Annotated in this window: 13 protein-coding genes and 1 tRNA gene; 7 read left to right on the top strand and 7 right to left on the bottom strand. The window is 73.9% G+C overall.

Annotated elements, in window-relative coordinates; genetic code table 11:
- Positions 1–47 precede the first annotated feature (47 nt).
- From WMF26_RS14580 to WMF26_RS14550, 7 genes are all read left to right on the top strand, one after another.
- Complete coding sequence (locus tag WMF26_RS14580) at positions 48–1106, top strand: ABC transporter ATP-binding protein (protein WP_438000826.1); 1059 nt, start codon at positions 48–50, stop codon at positions 1104–1106.
- On the top strand, positions 1103–1849 hold the full coding sequence (locus WMF26_RS14575) for an ABC transporter permease (protein ID WP_438000825.1): 747 nt from the start codon (positions 1103–1105) through the stop codon (positions 1847–1849). The genes WMF26_RS14580 and WMF26_RS14575 overlap by 4 nt, the downstream gene beginning before the upstream one ends.
- Complete coding sequence (locus WMF26_RS14570) at positions 1849–3561, top strand: GldG family protein (RefSeq protein WP_438000824.1); 1713 nt, start codon at positions 1849–1851, stop codon at positions 3559–3561. The genes WMF26_RS14575 and WMF26_RS14570 overlap by 1 nt, the downstream gene beginning before the upstream one ends.
- The gene (locus WMF26_RS14565; RefSeq protein ID WP_438000823.1) at positions 3561–5906 is read left to right on the top strand and encodes a DUF4340 domain-containing protein; all 2346 of its coding nucleotides are present in this window, start codon (positions 3561–3563) and stop codon (positions 5904–5906) included. The genes WMF26_RS14570 and WMF26_RS14565 overlap by 1 nt, the downstream gene beginning before the upstream one ends.
- 78 nt (positions 5907–5984) lie before the next feature.
- Complete coding sequence (locus WMF26_RS14560) at positions 5985–6890, top strand: SH3 domain-containing protein (RefSeq protein WP_438000822.1); 906 nt, start codon at positions 5985–5987, stop codon at positions 6888–6890.
- A 105-nt stretch (positions 6891–6995) separates the two neighbouring features.
- Positions 6996–7565 (top strand): hypothetical protein, encoded by a 570-nt coding sequence (locus WMF26_RS14555; protein ID WP_438000821.1) that lies wholly within the window; start codon positions 6996–6998, stop codon positions 7563–7565.
- A 139-nt stretch (positions 7566–7704) separates the two neighbouring features.
- Positions 7705–8043, top strand: a complete 339-nt coding sequence (locus tag WMF26_RS14550; protein WP_437337633.1) for a hypothetical protein — start codon at positions 7705–7707, stop codon at positions 8041–8043.
- A 274-nt stretch (positions 8044–8317) separates the two neighbouring features.
- Here the strand turns inward: WMF26_RS14550 and WMF26_RS14545 are convergent, their stop codons facing one another.
- The 7 genes from WMF26_RS14545 to WMF26_RS14515 form a co-directional block, all read right to left on the bottom strand.
- Positions 8318–8803 carry a response regulator gene (locus tag WMF26_RS14545; RefSeq protein WP_061621767.1) on the bottom strand — a complete coding sequence of 162 codons (486 nt, stop codon included), beginning with the start codon at positions 8801–8803 and terminating at the stop codon, positions 8318–8320.
- Between the two features lie 355 nt (positions 8804–9158).
- Positions 9159–9231 (bottom strand) — tRNA-Phe (locus WMF26_RS14540).
- Between the two features lie 172 nt (positions 9232–9403).
- Positions 9404–10363 carry a hypothetical protein gene (locus WMF26_RS14535; protein WP_438000820.1) on the bottom strand — a complete coding sequence of 320 codons (960 nt, stop codon included), beginning with the start codon at positions 10361–10363 and terminating at the stop codon, positions 9404–9406.
- Positions 10360–12399, bottom strand: coding sequence for a M1 family metallopeptidase (locus tag WMF26_RS14530; protein WP_438000819.1), 2040 nt, complete (start codon positions 12397–12399; stop codon positions 10360–10362). The genes WMF26_RS14535 and WMF26_RS14530 overlap by 4 nt, the downstream gene beginning before the upstream one ends.
- A gap of 108 nt (positions 12400–12507) precedes the next feature.
- Positions 12508–13839: a hypothetical protein gene (locus WMF26_RS14525; protein ID WP_438000818.1), complete on the bottom strand. Its 1332-nt coding sequence runs from the start codon at positions 13837–13839 to the stop codon at positions 12508–12510.
- Positions 13840–13873: 34 nt separating this feature from the next.
- A complete protein-coding gene (gene dnaK, locus WMF26_RS14520; RefSeq protein ID WP_012235052.1) occupies positions 13874–15703 on the bottom strand; it encodes a molecular chaperone DnaK in 1830 nt (609 codons plus the stop codon).
- A 168-nt stretch (positions 15704–15871) separates the two neighbouring features.
- Complete coding sequence (locus tag WMF26_RS14515; protein WP_438000817.1) at positions 15872–17638, bottom strand: J domain-containing protein; 1767 nt, start codon at positions 17636–17638, stop codon at positions 15872–15874.
- Positions 17639–17653: the final 15 nt, after the last annotated feature.

The following is a 17653-nucleotide window of genomic DNA, read 5'->3' as shown; positions in this document are numbered from 1 at the left end:
GCGCGCGCCGCGCCGGCCGCCCTGACCCCCTGCGCCCCGATGTCCCGATGATCGAGGTCGAGCACCTCTCCAAGTCCTACGGCGCCCACCTGGCGGTGAGCGACCTCTCTTTCCGGGTGAGCCAGGGCGAGATCGTCGGGTTCCTCGGGCCGAACGGGGCGGGCAAGAGCACGACCCTGCGCATCCTCGCGGGGTTCCTCGGCGCGACCTCCGGCCGGGTGCGGGTCGCCGGCCACGACCTCGCCGAGGAGCCGATGCGCGCGCGCGCGTCGCTCGGGTACATGCCCGAGATGTCGCCGCTCTACCCGGAGATGCGCGTCTCGGAGTACCTCGCGTTCCGCGCCGAGCTGAAGCTCGTGCCGCGGCGCGCGCGCCGCGAGGCGGTCGCGCGCGCCCTGCGCGACGCGCGCGTCGAGGACGTCGCGAGCGTCATGATCGGCCACCTCTCGAAGGGGTACCGCCAGCGCGTCGGCCTCGCGGACGCGCTCGTCAGCGATCCGCCGCTGCTCATCCTGGACGAGCCGACGGCGGGCCTCGATCCGAACCAGATCCGCGAGGTGCGCGCGCTCGTCCGGAGGCTCGGCCGCGACCGCACGGTGCTCCTCTCGACGCACATCCTCTCCGAGGTCGAGGCGACGTGCACGCGCGCGATCGTGATCGCCCGCGGCAGGCTGGTCGCGGAGGGCTCGATCGAGGAGATCCGCGCGATGCGCCGCGCGTCCGGCGTGCGCGTCGCGGTGCGCGGCGCGGCGGACGCGGCGCTCGCGGCGGCGCGCGGCGCGGCGGGGGTGCGCTCGGCCGAGGCGGAGGCGGCCGGCGACGCGGCGCGGCTCACGGTCGAGTTCGACGCCGGCGCCGACCCGGGCGAGGCGACCGAGCGCCTCGTGAGCGCGCTCGTCGGCGCGGGCCTCGGCGTGCGCGAGCTCGTGCCCCACGCTCCATCGCTGGAGCAGGTCTTCTCCGAGCTGACCGCCGCCGATGATGCGCAGGGCGGCGCCGGCGAGCCGGGCGCGGCCGCGGCGGGCGACGCCGGCGCGCCCGCCGGACGAACGGCCCGGAAAAAGGCGAGCGCGGCGCGGCGCGGCGCGGTGAAGGAGCGGCGGTGAGGGGCTTCTGGCCGATCTTCAAGCGGGAGCTCTTCTCGCTCTTCGTGACGCCGCTCGCGTGGGTGCTGATCACCACGTTCCTGCTCGTGCAGGGCGTGCACTTCTTCCTGATCGCGACCCAGTTCGCGGGCGAGGCGGAGCTCTCCGCCGACACGGGGCCCGTGCAGGTCTTCTTCGGCCAGACGATCCTGATTTACCTGCCGCTGCTCTTCGTGTGCCCGCTGCTCACGATGCGCCTCTTCGCGGAGGAGCGCCGGAGCGGCACGATCGAGGCGCTCCTCACCGCGCCGGTGGGCTCCGCGGGCGTCGTGCTGGCGAAGTACGCCGCGGCGCTCGTGACCTACGTCGCGATGTGGGCGCCGACGCTGCTCTATGTGGTGCTCATCGCCAGGACGGGCGAGCTCGACTGGTGGGTCGTGGGGGCGAGCTACCTCGCCGTCGTGGCGGTCGGCGCCGGCTACCTCGCGATCGGGACGATGACGAGCGCGCTCACGAAGAGCCAGCTCATGGCCGCGGTGCTCAGCACGATGGCGGTGATGGGCCTGTTCATCCTCGGCATCGGGGAGTTCATCTTCCCGGACGGCCCGGCGCACGACCTCTGCTCCTACGTCTCGGTCTGGACGCAGATGAACGATTTTTCTCGCGGGATCGTCGACCTGCGCCGGCTCGTGTTCGACGCGACGGTGGTCGCGCTGCCGCTGTTCGTGACCGTGCGCGCGGTGGACGCGTGGAGGTGGGGCTGATGGGCGACGAGCGGCCCGATCCTCCGTCTGCGCAAGGCGAGACTCGGTCGGCGCGGGTCCCTCCCGGCACCTCGCTCGGCGAGAAGCTCTCGACGAGCGTCGGGATCATCGCGGCGATGGTGCTCGCGGTGCTCGTCAACCTGCTCGTCGCCCGCCACTACAAGCGCTGGGACTGGACGCAGGGCGGCCTGTACACGCTGAGCGACGCGACCGTCTCGACGCTGCGCGCGCTCGAGGAGCCGATCCGCGTCTACGTCCTGCTCTCCGAGGCCGACCCGCTGACGCTCTCGGTGCGGCACCTGCTCGACGCGTACCGGGCCGAGACGACGCGGCTCGAGGTCGCGGTGACCGACCCCGACCGGCGCCCGGCGGAGTTCCTCGCCGTGCAGCAGCGCTACGGGGTCGTCGCGGGCAAGACCGAGGACGGGCGGATCGTCACCGACGCGGCGATCATCGTCGCGCGCGGGGACCGGCCCCATTTCCTCACCGCGAGCGACCTCGTCGAGGTCGAGGACGAGGGCGACCTGCGGGCCCGCCCGCGGCTCGAGCAGGCGCTGACCGGCGCGATCCGGAGCGTCCTCCGCAGCGAGCGGCCGAGGGTCTGCTTCGCGAGCGGCCACGGCGAGAAGTCGATCGAGGTCGGCGGCGCCGGCGGGCTCGCGGCGCTCAAGGACCGGCTCAACAAGAACAACTACGAGGTCGTGGAGCTCGGCGGCGGCCGCGGCGGCCACGACCACGGCGACGACGAGGAGCCCGGCGCCGCGCCGGAGGCGCCGGCGCCCGAGGCCGATCTCGGCCGCTGCCGCGTGCTCGTCCTCGCCGAGCCGAGCCAGCCGGTGCCCCCCGGCGACGTGGCCCGCTACCGCGCGTTCATCGAGGAGGGCGGCAGCGCGCTGCTCGCGATCGGCCCGGTGCCGGACGAGAGCGATCAGCGGTACGTCGACCTCGGGCTCGCGGGCCTGCTCGCCGTGGCGGGCGTCGAGCTCAGGTCCGACTTCGTGTTCGAGCTCGACCCGAAGCTCCGCTCGACGCAGGGCTTCGGCGAGACCTTCTCGCCCGTCGTGAGGCCGCACCCGATCACCGAGGGGCTCGTCAAGGCGGCCGACCAGGGGCTCGGCCCGGTGCTCACGGTGGCCAGCTCGCTCGCGCCCGCGGCGAGCGGGCCCGTGGCCCCGGCGCCGCTGCTCGTCACGAGCGACAAGGCCTTCGGCATGGTCGACTTCTTCGGCTGGGCCCGGGACCCGTCCGAGCCGAAGCCGCGCGACGGCGATCACCCGGGGCCGCTCACGGTCGCCTACGCCGCGGAGCTGCCGAAGCCCGCGGGCTCCAGCGCCGCGCACGGGCCGCGCGTCGTCGTGGTCAGCTCGCCCAGCGCGCTCTACGCCGCGAACTGGCAGAGCCCCGAGCTCCGCGGGACGGCCGTGTTCGTCGAGAGCGCGCTCTCCTGGCTCGCCGCGAGCCCGCCCATGCTCGACATCCCCGACAAGCCCGCGGTCACCGCGGGCCTCCGGCTCAGCGAGGACGCGCTCGCCGGCGTCTTCCGCTACGTCATCGTCTACATGCCGCTCGCCGCGGCCCTCCTGGGCCTCGCCGTGCACCTCTCGCGGCGCGGCTCCGAACGCCGCCCCGGCGGCCCCGACGACAAGCGCGGCCCCGGGTCCCCGGCCGGGCGCGGCGCGCCGGGCGGGGTTGAGCGCGAAGGGGCGCCGTGATGCGGCGCCTCCGCCGGCACGCGACGACGCTGATCCTCGTCGCGCTCGCCGCCGCGGCGGCCGTCGCGCTCTTCGTGCTCGACCGGGGCGCGGTGTCCACCGACGAGGCCGAGCGCCGCAAGAAGCACCTGTTCGAGGCGTGGCGCCCCGACGAGATCACCGAGCTCACCGTGACGGTGGCGCCGCCCGGCGCGCCGCCCGCCGCGCAGCAGACCGCGCGGCTCACCCGCGGCGACGTCGACGACGCCGGCCAGCGCCCCTGGAGCGTCGAGATCGACGGCCAGCGCTACCCCGCCGACGAGCCCACGGTCGATCAGCTCCTCGGCACGCTCGAGTTCGCTGCGGCGGAGCGCCGCGTCTCCGCGGAGGCGAGCGATCGCGCCGCCCTCGGCCTCACCGCGCCCCGGCTCACGATCGCGCTCGCGATGGGCCCGCGCCGCGAGCGCCTGCTGCTCGGCGGCGGCGCCCCGACGCCGCCCGGCGCGGTCTACGCCGAGGTCGCCGGCCGCGGCGTCTTCGTCATCACGAAGCAGCTCGCCGCCGCCCTCGACGTGCCGCCGGATCGCCTCCGCACCCGGAGCTTCGTCCCCTACCTCCCGTCGGAGCTCTCGGGGCTCACGCTCGAGGGCGCGGGCGGCGCGCGGCGGTTCTCGCGGGCCCCGTGGGGCGGCGGCCGCGGCGCCGGCTTCCATTTCGCCGAGGGCTCGCCCGAGGGCAGCGGCGTCCGGGTCAGCGCGCCGGTGCTCGACCTCGTGCTCTCGGCGCTCGGCCGCATGCAGGCCGAGGCGTTCCTCTCCGACGAGGAGGCCGAGCAGGCCGCGGCCTCCGGCGGCCCCCGGGTCACGCTGACGCTCCTGCCGAGCGATCCCTCGGCGAAGCCCGGCGTGATCGACGTCGGCGGCGCCTGCCCCGACAGGCCGGACCACGTCGTCGCGGTGCGGCGCGAGCCCACGCGCGCGGCCGCCTGCGTGCCCGCGAGCGTGCTCGAGCCGCTCACCGAGGAGGCGTCGCGCTTCGTCGACCTCGCCCTCGTCGCCGCGCCGCTCGACGAGGTCGCCGAGGTGAAGCTCTCGGCCGGCGAGCCCGGTGCGCGCTCGCTGGAGCTCGCGCGCGCCGGCAGCGAGTGGCACCTGCGCGCCCCGGAGGACCGCCCCGTCCCGACCGAGACCGGCCGCGCCCTGGTGCAGGCGATCCTCGACGTGCGCGCGGCGCGCCTCCTCCCCGCGGCGAGCGACCCGAAGGCGCTCGGCCTGGATCCGCCGCGGGCCACCCTCCGCGTCGTATCGACGCCCGCGGCGGCCGGCGAGGGCGAGCCGCTGGAGCGGATCGAGACGCTCGAGATCGGCGCCGAGCAGGCCGGCGTGGTGCGCGTCCGGCGGCTCGAGGACGGCGCGATCGCCGAGCTGCCGGCCGCGGCCGCCGGCGCGCTCCTCCCCTCCGAGGTGTCGCTGCGCTCGATGGAGGTGTTCGATTTCGCGCCGGATCAGGTCAGCGCGCTGCGGATCGAGCGCCCTGGCCTGGTCCAGCGGCTCCGCCGGACGGGCGAGGGCGCGTGGCAGCTCGTCGAGCCGACCGGCGCGGGCCTTTCGGCCGACGGCGGGCTCGCGGACGAGCTCGCCGCGCAGCTCGCCGGCCTCAAGGCCGAGCGCTGGGTCACCGTGGACGCCGCCCAGGGTTACGGGCTCGCCGCGCCCCGGCTCGTCGTCGAGGCCGAGCTCACCGCCGCGGAGGGCGGGGGCGCGTCCGGCGCGGCGTCGCGCGCGGCGCGGGTGGAGCTCGGCGCGCACGCCGGGGCGGGCTCGTTCGCGCGCGCCGACGGCGGCGCCGCCGTGTTCGTCGCGCCGCCGTCGCTCGAGGCCGCGGCCGGGCGCCTGCTGCTCCGCCGCGACGTCTTCCTCGTCGCGCCCGAGGACGTCGCGCGGGTGACGCTGAGCCCGCGGGACGGCAAGCCGGTCGTGCTCGAGGGCTCTCCGCACGGCTTCACCGTCGCGGGGGCGGCCGATCCGCCGACCGCCACCGCGACCGCCGCGCGCGTCCGGGACGCGCTCGCCGATCTGCGCGCCGAGGGCGCTGTGGCCCTGGGCTCGCCGGAGCGGCACCACGGCCTGAGCCCGCCGCGACTCCGGGTCGCCATCGAGCTGACCCGGCCGCAGCCCGCGCCGGCGGGCGCAGGCGCGCCGCGCTCGTCCGAGGGGTCGTTCACGATCGCGATCGGCGCGGGCGACGCTTTCCGCGGCACGAACGTCTTCTATGCCCGCCGCGACGGCGTGAGCGCGGTCTACGCCATCGCGCAGTCGCGGGTGAGGCCGCTGCTCGAGGCGGCGGGCGTCGCGGGCGCCGACTGAGCGGCGCTGCTCGGCGGGGCGGACTGTTTCGTACTATTTCGTTCTGGCGACCCAGCTGTGCTAGGCGACGTGGTGGACATGGCGAAGGCGGACATGGCGAAGCGGCAGCGCCCGCTGACGGTCGACATCCCCCGTCCCGGCGACGAGCAGCCCGTCTGGTCGCGGGTCGGGGTGATCGCGCTCGTGGGGTTCGTCGTGGGCGTCGCCTGGCCCAGGCTCGCCGGGGTCCGCATCGGCCCGAGCGTCCCCGGCGACCTCAAGCCGACGGCCGAGACCGCGGCCGCGTCGGCGGCGCCCCCTCCCGCGGCGGCGCCGCCCGGGACCGCGGAGGCCGAGGCCAAGCCGCCGGAGCCCGCGAAGAACCAGCAGCAGGTCGTGGTCGGCCCCGGCCGGATCACGCGCTGCTCCGACAAGAAGAACAAGAAGGTCGAGGACTGCGGAGAGCTCCAGTTCGACCCGATCGCGCTGCCCCGGCTGAAGGAGCTCGCCCAGTGTCCGGCGGCGCTCGGCGCCGACGGCAAGCTCCCGATCGGCTTCGAGCTGAACTTCGAGAAGAAGGAGGTCCAGGTCGTCAAGGGGAAGAAGACGAGCCTGCCCGCCTCGACGGTCAGCGGCATTCTCCAGTGCGCCGCGCGCGAGTTCTCGAACGTCTCGCTCGAGGAGGTCCCGCACAAGTACCGCCGCTACTCCCTCGTGTACACCGCCACGTTCCACCCGCCCGGCGCGGAGGCGGCGAAGGCAGAGGGCGGCGGCGAGGAGCAGGAGCAGGCCGCCGGCACGACCACGAGCGAGACCGCCGTGAGCGGCCTTGCCACGGTGAGCTGGGATACTGCGCTCGTCCGCGGGGCGCCCAAGGAGGGCGATGTGGTCATGCGCCTCGTGCGCGGAACGCGGGTCAAGCTCATTGGCCGGCAGAACGACTGGTACAAGGTCGAGCACCGGGGCAAGACGGGCTGGATGTACCGCGGTGCCATCGGCCTTTAGCGGCGCGGCGCAGGCGCTCCCCCGTGCGGGCGGCGTCGTCGGGCGCGGATTCCGGCCCCGCGGCCGGGCGAGCGCGCGTCGGTTCGCGTAGAATGGCCGGGTCCGATGACGCGCAAGCTGTCGCTCCCGCTGATTTCTCTGGGCCGCCCCGAGCGCGCCGCGTCCGCCGCCGCGAAGCCCACGGTCGACGCGGTGCGCGAGCGCCTCGGCGGGCGCGCGTCGAGCGAGCCGGGCGTGGGTGAGCTGGTCCTGCTGACCACCGCCGCCGGCACGGCGCTGCCAGGGGTGGTCCTCTTCCGGCGCGGCGCCGTGGTCGATGTGTGGATCGACGCTCCCGACGCAGTCGGTTCCGCTCGGGACACAACCAACGGCGCCCTTCCTGGGCGTTCCGTGGCCCACCGGGGGCTGGTTCGCCGGGCCCGTCCATCGGACCTCGCGCCGTTGCGCGCCCCTTCCCCGGAGTCGCTCGTCGCCGTCGCAGCGGACGCGCGCGTCTTTGCCGCCCTGAGCGAGGGTCAGCGCATCCGGTTTCAGGACGGCGGCGATCTGGCCGAAGGCATGCTGGTCGAGAAATGCCGCTTCGGCGGTCTGGTGCAGCGCGACGACGGGATCATCGTCGGCGTCGGTTTCCGCCGTCTCTGGCCGGCGCAGGCCGAAGGCGCCCGGCGGAACTGACATGCTCCTGCGGGCTCGCCCGCTCCCTGGCGCGCCCGCGCGCAACCACGTCCGGCTTGTACCTCCCCCGCGGACGCGATAAGAGGGGCGGCGTCATCGTAGCTCGCGCGCCGCGCGACCAGGTTGGAGGAAACCGCCCTTGAAGCTCGCCCTCTCGTTCACGGTCGCCCTCGCGCTCGCCATGCTCGCGGGCTGTGGGGCCTCTCCCTCAGGTCTGTGCGAAGACAAGTGCGATTGCACCGGCTCGTGCAGCGAGAGGGACGAGGTGGAGTGTATCGATGCCCTCGAGGACGCCGAGCGGACTTCCGAGTACGAAGGCTGCGAGGACCAGTTCGACGAGGCGATCTCCTGCATCGACGACGAGTTCGTGTGCGACGGACGTGACGTCGATATCTCCGGATGCGCCAGGCCGCTGGAGAACCTCGGCGCGTGCGCCGGGCCGCTCGTATCCCTCGCGGTTTACGGCCAGTTCGAGTGATCGAGCGCGGGCGCCGTACGCGGCGCGCATGGCCGCCCGTGTAGCCATTTGAGCCCGCCACGACACGGCCCCCTCGCCGGAGGTGGACCGTCCTGCCCGGCGCGCCCCCTGCCGGATGCGCCCTGCGCGTCGCTCGGCAACCGTCGATGCGCCCTCGCGACGACTGCGATGCTGTCTGTAGAGCCCCCGCGGGCGAGAGGTCTGCTGTGGAGGTCCTCTCGGAGAGAGAGGCTCGCCGGAGCGCCGGGGCGGCGCGCCGGGGACACGAGAGGGGCTATTCGCCGAGGTGGGTGCGGACCTTCAGGAGCAGCGTATCGCTGTCAAAAGGCTTGATGAGATAGTCGGTGCATCCGTTGGCGAAGCCGATCTTGATGCTCGTCTGATCGCTCCTCGTCGTCATCATGATGATCGGCACGGTCTTCGTCGCGTCGAACGCGCGAAGCCACCTGCAGGCCTGGAAGCCGTCCATCGCGGGCATCACGACGTCCATCAGGATGAGGTCGGGGCGCTCCGCCACGGCCTTCGCGATGGCCTCCTTGCCGTTGCGCGCGATGACGATGTCGTAGTCGTCCTCACCGAGCGTCAGCTGCTGTGACAGCAGCGAAGTCAGCGAGTCGTCGACGACGAGGATCTTCTTCTTCCGAGCGGTCGCGCTGGGTTCGCTACTTGGCGCGGACGGCCGGCTCCGCGGCGCCGAGTCGGAAGCGGAGGCCGTTTCCGGAGAGCTCTTTCGCGAGGAGTCGACACGACGATCGGCCATGAGGGAGCCTCCATGAGGAGGCGCCGTTCCCTAGGGCGCCTCCGGAGTGTTCAGGTTGCAACGAGTGGTCCCCCCGTCACCTTACCAGGATCGCTACCGCACAGGAACCAAGTTCCACTGTCACCTGATGTGGCCAAACCCGCGAAAGCACTCCTGAACCGTCCGCCGCGCGTTGCGTTGCGTGCGCCGGCGTGTGCGCGACGCGTCAGCCGTTGAGACCGCCTGGCTCTCTGAACGAAAGGCCGAGTCGCTCAGGTGTCCACGACGACATCGACGCCGGGCGGCGCGCACACGCGGGGGGCGCGAGGACAGAGCAGCGAGCGCCTCGCTCGCCGAAACAAGAAAGAAGGGGTAGTGCCCAGGGACGGAATCGAACCGCCCACACGAGGATTTTCAATCCTCTGCTCTACCAACTGAGCTACCTGGGCTTGCTGCGGGCCCCGCGCTTACGCCGAGGCGTCGGTCACGGGCGGGCTACGTTACGCGGATGTGGGCGTATGTCAAGGAATTCTTTGGGGCCCTTCCTGTTGGGGGCCCTTCCTGCGCGCGGATCGTCGGAGGCCGAGGGAGCGCGCTGGCATCTGCTCGCAGCCGGCGCGCTCACACCTCGGCGTCTTCCGCCGCCGAGCGCGGCGCGGGCTCCTGCGCGGGCGCGGAGCGATCGACCAGCCGGAGGGCGGCCGCGAGCCAGGAGGCGCGCAGGTACGCGGCGGCCGCGAGCGCCGCGAGCTGCGCCGCGAACGCGGCGGCGACGCGCGGGCCGGTGCCCGCGCCGGCGAGGTGCACGCCCCACGCCCCGCCGGCCAGCGCCGCGGCGGCGAGCGCGCCCCGGGAAGCGCAGGCCCAGGCGGCCGCGAGCGGCGCGGCGCGCAGCGCGTCGAGGCCCCGGGCGACGGCGGTGTAGAACCCCCGCTGCTCGGCGACGAGGGCGGCCCGCGCGAGGTCGTGGACCAGGCCGATCGCCGCGGCGTGCGCCAGCGCGACCGCGGCGACGGCCGCCGCCGCGAGGTCGCGGCTGCGCGGCACGGAGAAGAGCGCGGCGCAGAGCTTCGTCCCGGGGAGCAGGACGAGCGCGGCGGCCGTGACCTGCGCCGCGAGCGCGACGCCCCAGAGCAGCGCGAGCGGCCCGAGGGCGCGCGCGGCGCGGCCGCCCACGGCCTGCGCGGAGAGCGGCCCCGCCTGGCTCAGCGCGACCAGGAGCACCGCGAGCGGGACCAGCCCGAGCGCGGCCGCGAGCAGGGCGCCCGCGCCGAGCTGCGCGGCGAGGGCCCCGGCGGCGGGCGCCCCGAGGCGCACGAGCTCGCTGAGCATGAGCCCTCCGGGATCGAACAGGATCGCGTCGCCGCGCGGGTGGTCGCCGACCAGCTGGGCCGCGAAGACTGACAGCGGCGCGGCGACGACCAGCGAGGCGAGCGCCCGGTAGCCGAAGTAGAGCCCGACCGCGCCGAGCCGCTCGTGCGCGGCGGGGCGCCGCGCGGCGGGCCGGGCGAGCGGCGGATCGGCGCCTGCGGCCGCCGCCCCGCCCGGAACCGTCGCGCCCTCCTCCGCCGGCTCGCTCATGGCCCGAGGAGCGTGAGCGCGAGCCCCACGGCGAAGCTCGCGCGCGCGAGCACGCTGGGCGCGAGGAGGTCCGGGTCCACCCGGAGCGCGTTGTTCGCGAGGTCCTCGTCGAGCAGCACCCGGCGATCGGGGTCGATCACCACGGCGACGAGCGGCGAGGCGCCGGCGTAGGGGATCCTGGCGGTGCTCTCGTGCGCCTGCCAGAGGACCCGCTGCACGACGCCGTCCGCGCCGTGCAGGGCGACGTCGACGGGGAGCGCGAGCGGGCCGCGGCGCCGCACCACGGCGTGGCCGCGGTAGGCCGCGCCCTCGTGGCCGCCCTCGCCCGGGGCGGGCTCCGCGGCGTCGGCGGGCCACGAGTGGAACGTCGCGACCGTGTAGTCGACCCACGCGCGGTCGAAGAGCCCGGCGCGGAGCGCGTCGGCCGCCGGGTCGCCCACCTCCCGCCGCACGGCGTCGAGCAGCGCCTCGGGGCCGGGGTGACGGAACCGGTTCCCGCGCGCGTAGCGGCCCACCGCCCGTCGGACGAGGTCCTCGCCGTAGACGCCGGCGAGGGTCGCGAGGAGGATCGCGGGCCGCCCGTACACGAGCCCGGCGTAGTCCGCCCCGTCGACGAAGCTCGTCGCCGGCTGCGCGACGGCGCCGCTCTGGCCCGACGCGAGCGCGTCGGCGCGGTACTGCGTCCGGAGGTCGATCTCGAGCCCCGGCAGCCGCGCCGCCGAGCTGTCGCCGTAGCGCGCGCGGAGCGCGTCGACCTCGGCGTAGGTGGTGAGGCCCTCGTCGAGGAACGGGTAGCGGTGCTCGTTCGTTGCGACGAGGCCGTAGAACCACTGGTGCGCGAGCTCGTGGATCGTGACCGCCTCGACGAAGCGCACGCCCGCCGCGGGCCAGAGCCAGCTGCCGCCGGTCGTGATCAGCGTCGGGTACTCCATCCCGCCGGCCTCCTCGGCGCCCTCCGGCGGGTGCACGATCGTGAGCGTGCCGTACGGGTAGCGGCCGAACGCGGCGCCGAGGTGCGCAAGGCCGAACCGGGCCAGGTCGATCTCGAGCGCCGCCTCGCGCTCGCTCCCCTCGGGGAAGAGGCACCGGATGGCGACGCCCTCGTCGGTCATCGCGCGCACCTCGCGGAAGCGGTCCCACGCGGCGAAGGCGAAGTCGTGCACGTCCTCCTGCACGAACCTCCGGATCGCGCGGCCGTCCCGCCGCTGCTCCTCGACGAGCCGGCCGGTGGCGCCGACCGCGAACCCCTCCGGGACGTCGACGGTCACGTCGTAGGCCCCGAAATCGGCGTAGAACTCCGAGAGCCGGTGGAAGGCGAAGTGCGCCCAGGTCCCGTCGGGCTCGAGGCGCGCGATCTTCGGGAACCACTGCCCCACCATGTGAAAGCTCCCGTAGTGGCCCGTCCTGAGCGCGAGCGCCGGCAGGCGCGCGTCCCAGGCGAGATCGATCGTGATCGCATCGCCCGGAGCGACGGGCCGCGGCAGCGCCACGCGGATGTCGGTCTCGTCGTCGGGATCGCCGGGCGTCGTGGGGTTCCCCTGGGGCCAGACGTCCGCGCCGTCCATCTCGCGGACCGCGAACCGCGTCACCTGGATATGCCCGTAATCGCTGAGGATTTCGTTGCCTCGAAAGCCCCCGATGGCCGACCTCAGGAACACGGTGCGCTGGTTCTTGAAGCCGTTCAGGTAGAGGTGGACGAACAGCTCGCGCTGCGGCTCGCGCGATGCGTTCCGCCAGACCAGCGTGCCCTCACCGCGCATCGTGTGCTGCGCCGGATCGAGGGTCGCGCGCAGCGTGTAGCTCGCGATCGGATCGGCGCGCGGCGCGAGCTCGGCGTCGGCAGGAGGCGCCGGCGTCGGCGTCGCGCGGTCGGCATCCGCGGCGCCCGCGTGGGCATCCGCGGCGCCGGCGGCGGCGGTGGGCGGCGGTGGCTGCGCCGGAGCGCCGAGCGCGACCGCCGCGAGCAGGGACGCGCCCGTGCGGCCGGCGAGCAGCGCGAGGAGGAGACCGACGGCGGCCTGGAGAGCCGTACGCACCGGTGCACCCTAGCGAGCCAGCGTCATCGCGGAAAGGCGCGTCGGCGGGCGCGGCGGCCGGCGCGGCGCGGTTCGAGGCGAGGCAGGGACCTCAGGCGACGCCGGCGCCTACACGCCGCAGACGATCCCCTCCTGCACGAGCTCGTACAGGAGCCGCAAGGCCTCGAGCGTCTGCATGCCCGACACGTCGAGGATCTCGTCGATCGAGCTGTACCCGTCGATGCACGACAGCAAGAAGCCCGCACGGTGATCGAGGTTCAGCGAGCGGAGCTGGTCCGGCGGCACCGCGAGGCGGAGCACGCGCGAGCCGTCGCCCAGGCGCGACTGATACATCTGACGCAGCATCTCGACGCAGCTGTCGGCGTACTGCCGCGCCATCCAGTCCTTCGGGTTCTCCTCGAGCAGCCCCTCCGCGAGGACGAGCGCGCCGCCGAAGTCGCCCTGATCGAAGCGGTGCTGCATCTGCTCCCGCGGCCCGGGGGCGCTCATCTGGGGCTCGGTCGCCCGGGAATGAACCCCCTTGTCCATCCGCGCGATCACCGCCGGCGCACGATCCGTCTCGGTCCGGCGCGGCGAGCGCGCCCCGCCCTGCGCGTCGCCGGAGACCCGGTACGAGGTGGAGCCGGCGAGCGCGCCCGTCCCGCCGCGGAAGGCGGGCTCGTCGTCCTCCACGATCAGGCCGTAGCGGAGCGTGCCGGGCGGCGGCGTGACCGGCTGCTCGTCCGCGGCGGGGATCGGCTCCTCGAAGCCGAGATCGAGCCGGAAATCGATGCCCAGCGGGCCGCCCTCGTCGGCACCGTACCCGCGGCCCCGCGCGCTCGGCGGGAGGTGGATGTCGCGCGCGTCGACCGGAGGGCCGCCGAAGACGTCGATCTCGCCGAAGCTGTGCGGGTACGGCTGGCTCGGCTCGCGCAGGAGGTCGTCGTCGAGGTCCGGCCCGAGCTCGTGGTCGCCCTCGAGCGACCCGAAGCCCATCCGGCCGCCGGGCCGCGACGGGACCCCGGGCTCGTCGCACTCCAGCCCGAGCCGCCCGGCCTCGAGGCTGGGCGGGCCGTGCCTGCCCGAGAAGCTGCTGCCGGGCGGCGGCTCCCAGGGGATCGTCCTGCGCGGCGGCACCGGCGGGTACTCCTCCGGAGGGGGCTCGGGCGGGCGCGGCCGCTGGGCGGTGATCTCGGAGCTCGAATGAGAGCGGCGGGTCATCATCTTTGCCACGTACTCGCTGACGGGGATCGGCGGCGGAAGGGTGATCTTGCCCTCGGAGTCCGGCGGAAGGGGCGAGCCGGAGGGCGGGGTCGCCCCCAGGCGGGACGAGCCCGGCTCCCCGCGCGCGAGCGCGGTGAGCGCGAGGATCTCCTCCGAGGCGACCGGCTGGGTGTCCTCGAGCTCGTCCACCTCATCGTGCCCCCAGGAGGAGTCCAGGGTCTTGGAGTCAGGCGGCACCGACCGCATCGTCATCCCTCATCGCGGCCACCGTTCACCCCTGTGGCCTGGCTACGACACCCTTGAACATCCGGTGGGTGCGCGAGAGCGCCTCCATCTGCTCCTTGACCGCGGCCGCGTCGCGCCGGCCGATGGCCTGGCGCGAGCGCTCGACGATCCCGCGCGCCTTGCCGATGGCGTCGCGGCCGAAGTCGCTGGACGCCACGATCTGCTCGACCTGCGGGAACATCCGCTCGATCTCGGCGATGAGCTTCTCGGCCTCCTGCCGGACGCCCTCGAACTGGTCGCTCGCGCGGCGGTCGACGAGGTACTCCTTCGCGGCCTCCATCATCTCGCCGACCTCCTCCTTCGTGAGGCCGCTCGACGCGGTGACCTGGATCGACTGCTGCTGGCCGGTCTCGAGATCCTTCGCGCTCACGGAGACGATGCCGTCGCTGTTGATCTCGAACGTCACCTCGATCTCGACCTGGCCCTTCGGGGCGCGGCGCAGGCCCGTGAGGATGAACTCGCCGAGCAGCTCGTTGTCCGTCGCCTTCTGGTGCTCGCCCTGCATGACCAGGATCTTCACCGCGGTCTGGTTGTCGCGGCTCGTCGTGAAGATCTTCGACCGGCTCGTGGGGACGGTCGTGTTCTGCGGGATGAGCTCCTCGAAGTTCGACCCGAAGGTCATGATGCCGAGCGCGTGCGGCGTGACGTCGAGCAGGATCATCTGCTTCGTCTCGTCCACGAGGGCGGCGCCCTGCACCGCCGCGCCGAGCGCGACCACCTCGTCGGGGTGCACCCCCTTGCACGGCTCGCGCTCGAAGAAGTCGCGCACCGCCTCCTGCACCCGCGGCATGCGCGTCATGCCGCCGACGAGCACGACGTCCTCGATCTCGTCGCGATCGAGCCGCGCGTCCTCGAGCGTCTGGCTGCAGATCTCGATGCACCGCTCGACGAGGTCCTCGCACAGCTCCTGGAGCGTGGCCCGCGAGAGCGTGCGCTGGAGGTGGAGCGCCTCGTTCCGCGCGCTCGAGATGATGAACGGCAGGTTGATCTCGGTCTCGAGCACGCTGGACAGCTCGCACTTCGCCTTCTCGGCCGCGTCCTTGAGCCGCTGGAGCGCCATCCTGTCCTGCCGCAGGTCGACGTCGTGCTGCTCCTTGAAGCCCTGCACCAGCCAGTCGATGACCCGCGCGTCGAAATCCTCGCCGCCGAGGAACGTGTCGCCCGCGGTGGCGATGACCTTGAAGACCCCGCCCGCGCCGATCTCGAGCACGGAGATGTCGAACGTGCCGCCGCCGAGGTCGAAGACGGCGATCGTCTTCTCGACGTTCTTGCCGAACCCGTACGCGAGCGCCGCCGCCGTCGGCTCGTTGACGATGCGGATGACGTCGAGCCCCGCGATCTGACCCGCGTCCTTCGTCGCCTGCCGCTGGTTGTCGTTGAAGTAGGCGGGGACGGTGATCACCGCCTTCGAGACCGGCTCGTTGAGGTAGTCCTCGGCGAACAGCTTCATCTCCTGGAGGACCATCGCGCTGATCTCGGGGACCGAGTACGTCTTGTCGCGCAGCTGGATGCGGACGTCGCCGTGCGGGCCCTCGACGATCTTGTACGAGGCTGTCAGGATCGCGTTCTTCACCTGCGGGGACGACCACTTCCGGCCGATCAGCCGCTTCGCGGCGTAGACCGTGTTCTCGGCGTTGGTGATCGCCTGCCGCTTCGCGATGTGCCCGCAGAGCCGCTTGCCGGCCTCGGTGATCGCGACCATGGACGGCGTCGTCTTGTACCCACCGCGATTCGGGATGACGGTCGGGACGCCCTCCTCGACGATGGCAACGCACGAGTTCGTGGTGCCAAGGTCAATGCCGATGACACGCTCCATCGATGCCGCTGCTCCTCTTGTGATCTTCGGCTTGTGATCTTCGGCCCGAACGGCCGCCGAGGTCACGATGCTAGACCGTTTCGCGGAGCCGAGCGGGCCAATCGTGCGCGGCCCGCTTCGGAAAGGCGCCGCCGCCGGCCCGACCCAGCCCGGCGGCGCCCGGCGGCGCTAGACTTGCTTCCCGTACCTCTTGGCCTGGTCGCGCGTCTGGGCGATGAGGCCCCGCAGCCTGGCGTCGTTCCCCGCGAGCTCGGCAGCCCGGTCGAACTCGCCGTTCGCGCTCTTCGCGAGCCCGGCGGCCGCGTACGAGAGCGCGAGCGTCAGCCGGTATTCCACCGACGAGGGCACGAGCTCCACCGCCCGCCGCGCGAACTCCACCGCCCGCCGCGTGTTCTCCCCGGCCTGGAGCGTCGCATAGGCGACCCGCTCGTGCGCGCTGGCGTCGTCGGGGCGACCGTTGCACACCTTCGCATAGCTCAGCGCCGCCTCGACCCAGCGCCCGTTCTGTGCCTCGTACTGGGCCTGCTTGAGGTAACCGTCGGCCAGCGTCACCGCCGCGAGGCGCTGGACGTCGGCCGACGCCTTCTGGAGCGCGGCGTCCTCTGGCGCGAGCGACGCGGCGATCCGGTACGCGTTGGCCGCGCTCGCGTAGTCGTTCCGCTCGAGCGCGGCCCGGGCCGCCTCGGAGTACCGCGCGATCTGGTTGCGGACGGCCTCGTTCCGGGCGGAATCGTAGCGCGCCTTGAGCGCATCGACGGCCCGCATCGACTCGGGCGAGCGGACGCCGCCCGGGGGCCTCGACACCGCCCCCGCGGCAGGCGCCGTGGCCACCGCCGCGGCGGGCGCCGAGGCCGCCGCCGCAGACGCCGCGGCGGGCGCGCCCGCCGGACCGCGCCGCAGGCCCCCGGTGAGCTTGCGCGCGAACATCTCGCGCCGATCCTTCGCGCTGGGCGCGGGCGCGACGGGCGTGGTCGCCGCCGCGCTCCGCGCCGGCGCGCCCCCGGGGTCCGGCGCGATCGCCGCCGCGCTCCGCGCCGGCGCGCCCGCGCGGTCCGGCGCGATCGCCTCGGGGGACGGCTGCGCCGGCGCCGCTGCCCGGGCGAACGCCGCGGCGGGGGCCTGCTCCGCGGGGGTGCGCTCGGAGGAGTAACGCCCGGGCGATCCGACCAGGTCGCGCGGTTCGGCGAACGCGGCGCGCACCGAGGCGTCGACGGCGGTGGTGATCGTGGCGATGTCGCGGGGCGTCTGCTCGATCAGCGCCGCCATCGCCCGGTTCTTGTGGGTCTGCTCGAGGTACGCGTCGTACTCGGCGCGCCGCTGCTTCGACGTCAGCGTGTCGTGCGCCAGCGTGATGCGCGTGAAGATGGCCTCGATCTTCTGCTTGTACGAGCCGAGCTGCTTGCGGAAGTAGGTGTCCGGATGGAACTCCGGCGCGAGCTGGTAATAGGCGCTCTTGATCTGCTTCTTGTCCGCCTGATCCGCGACGCCGAGCAGCGCGTAATGGCTGAGATCCTCGAGCCGATAGTAGAGGTCGAGGATCCGCCGCTTCCGCTCCGGGGCGAGCTCGACCGGCTCGTCGAGCTCGGCAGGATCGTAGAGCGGCGGGGAGTCCGCCTGCTGGAGCGCGTCGCGGCCGAGCGGGAACGGCTCGCCTCCGGACGCCATCGGCCGCTCCGTGTCCACCCCGCGCCGCGCACCGTCGGCCGCGCCCCGCTGCGGAGGCGGGCCCGACTCGCCGTCCAGGAGGATCGCGCCGAAATCGCGCAGGCGGCGCAGCGCATCGACGGTGTCGCCGTGCGACATGCCCGTGATCAGGGACAGATCCCGATCGGTCAGGACGCCGTCGATCCGCGACAGGAGGAACGCGTCCGCGGGTTTCAGCGGGAGCGATTTGACATCGTACCCGGGTTTCGGCCTTGGTACACGGAGCGTCATCGCGTCGGGCAGCGG

Origin of the sequence: Sorangium sp. So ce185 (assembly GCF_051526825.1) — a bacterium.
Lineage (GTDB): Bacteria > Myxococcota_A > Polyangia > Polyangiales > Polyangiaceae > Sorangium > Sorangium cellulosum_D.
Note: the sequence above shows the minus strand (reverse complement) of the source record. Positions and strands in the feature narration are given on the sequence as shown.

What these genes read in the sequence shown, in the direction of transcription:
- WMF26_RS14565 (WP_438000823.1), top strand. Translation starts at nt 3,561, where the DNA reads ATGCGGCGCCTCCGCCGGCACGCGACGACGCTGATCCTCGTCGCGCTC.
- WMF26_RS14570 (WP_438000824.1), top strand. Translation starts at nt 1,849, where the DNA reads ATGGGCGACGAGCGGCCCGATCCTCCGTCTGCGCAAGGCGAGACTCGG.
- dnaK (WP_012235052.1), bottom strand. Translation starts at nt 15,703, where the DNA reads ATGGAGCGTGTCATCGGCATTGACCTTGGCACCACGAACTCGTGCGTT.
- WMF26_RS14580 (WP_438000826.1), top strand. Translation starts at nt 48, where the DNA reads ATGATCGAGGTCGAGCACCTCTCCAAGTCCTACGGCGCCCACCTGGCG.
- WMF26_RS14515 (WP_438000817.1), bottom strand. Translation starts at nt 17,638, where the DNA reads ATGACGCTCCGTGTACCAAGGCCGAAACCCGGGTACGATGTCAAATCG.
- WMF26_RS14545 (WP_061621767.1), bottom strand. Translation starts at nt 8,803, where the DNA reads ATGGCCGATCGTCGTGTCGACTCCTCGCGAAAGAGCTCTCCGGAAACG.
- WMF26_RS14560 (WP_438000822.1), top strand. Translation starts at nt 5,985, where the DNA reads ATGGCGAAGGCGGACATGGCGAAGCGGCAGCGCCCGCTGACGGTCGAC.
- WMF26_RS14535 (WP_438000820.1), bottom strand. Translation starts at nt 10,363, where the DNA reads ATGAGCGAGCCGGCGGAGGAGGGCGCGACGGTTCCGGGCGGGGCGGCG.
- WMF26_RS14555 (WP_438000821.1), top strand. Translation starts at nt 6,996, where the DNA reads ATGACGCGCAAGCTGTCGCTCCCGCTGATTTCTCTGGGCCGCCCCGAG.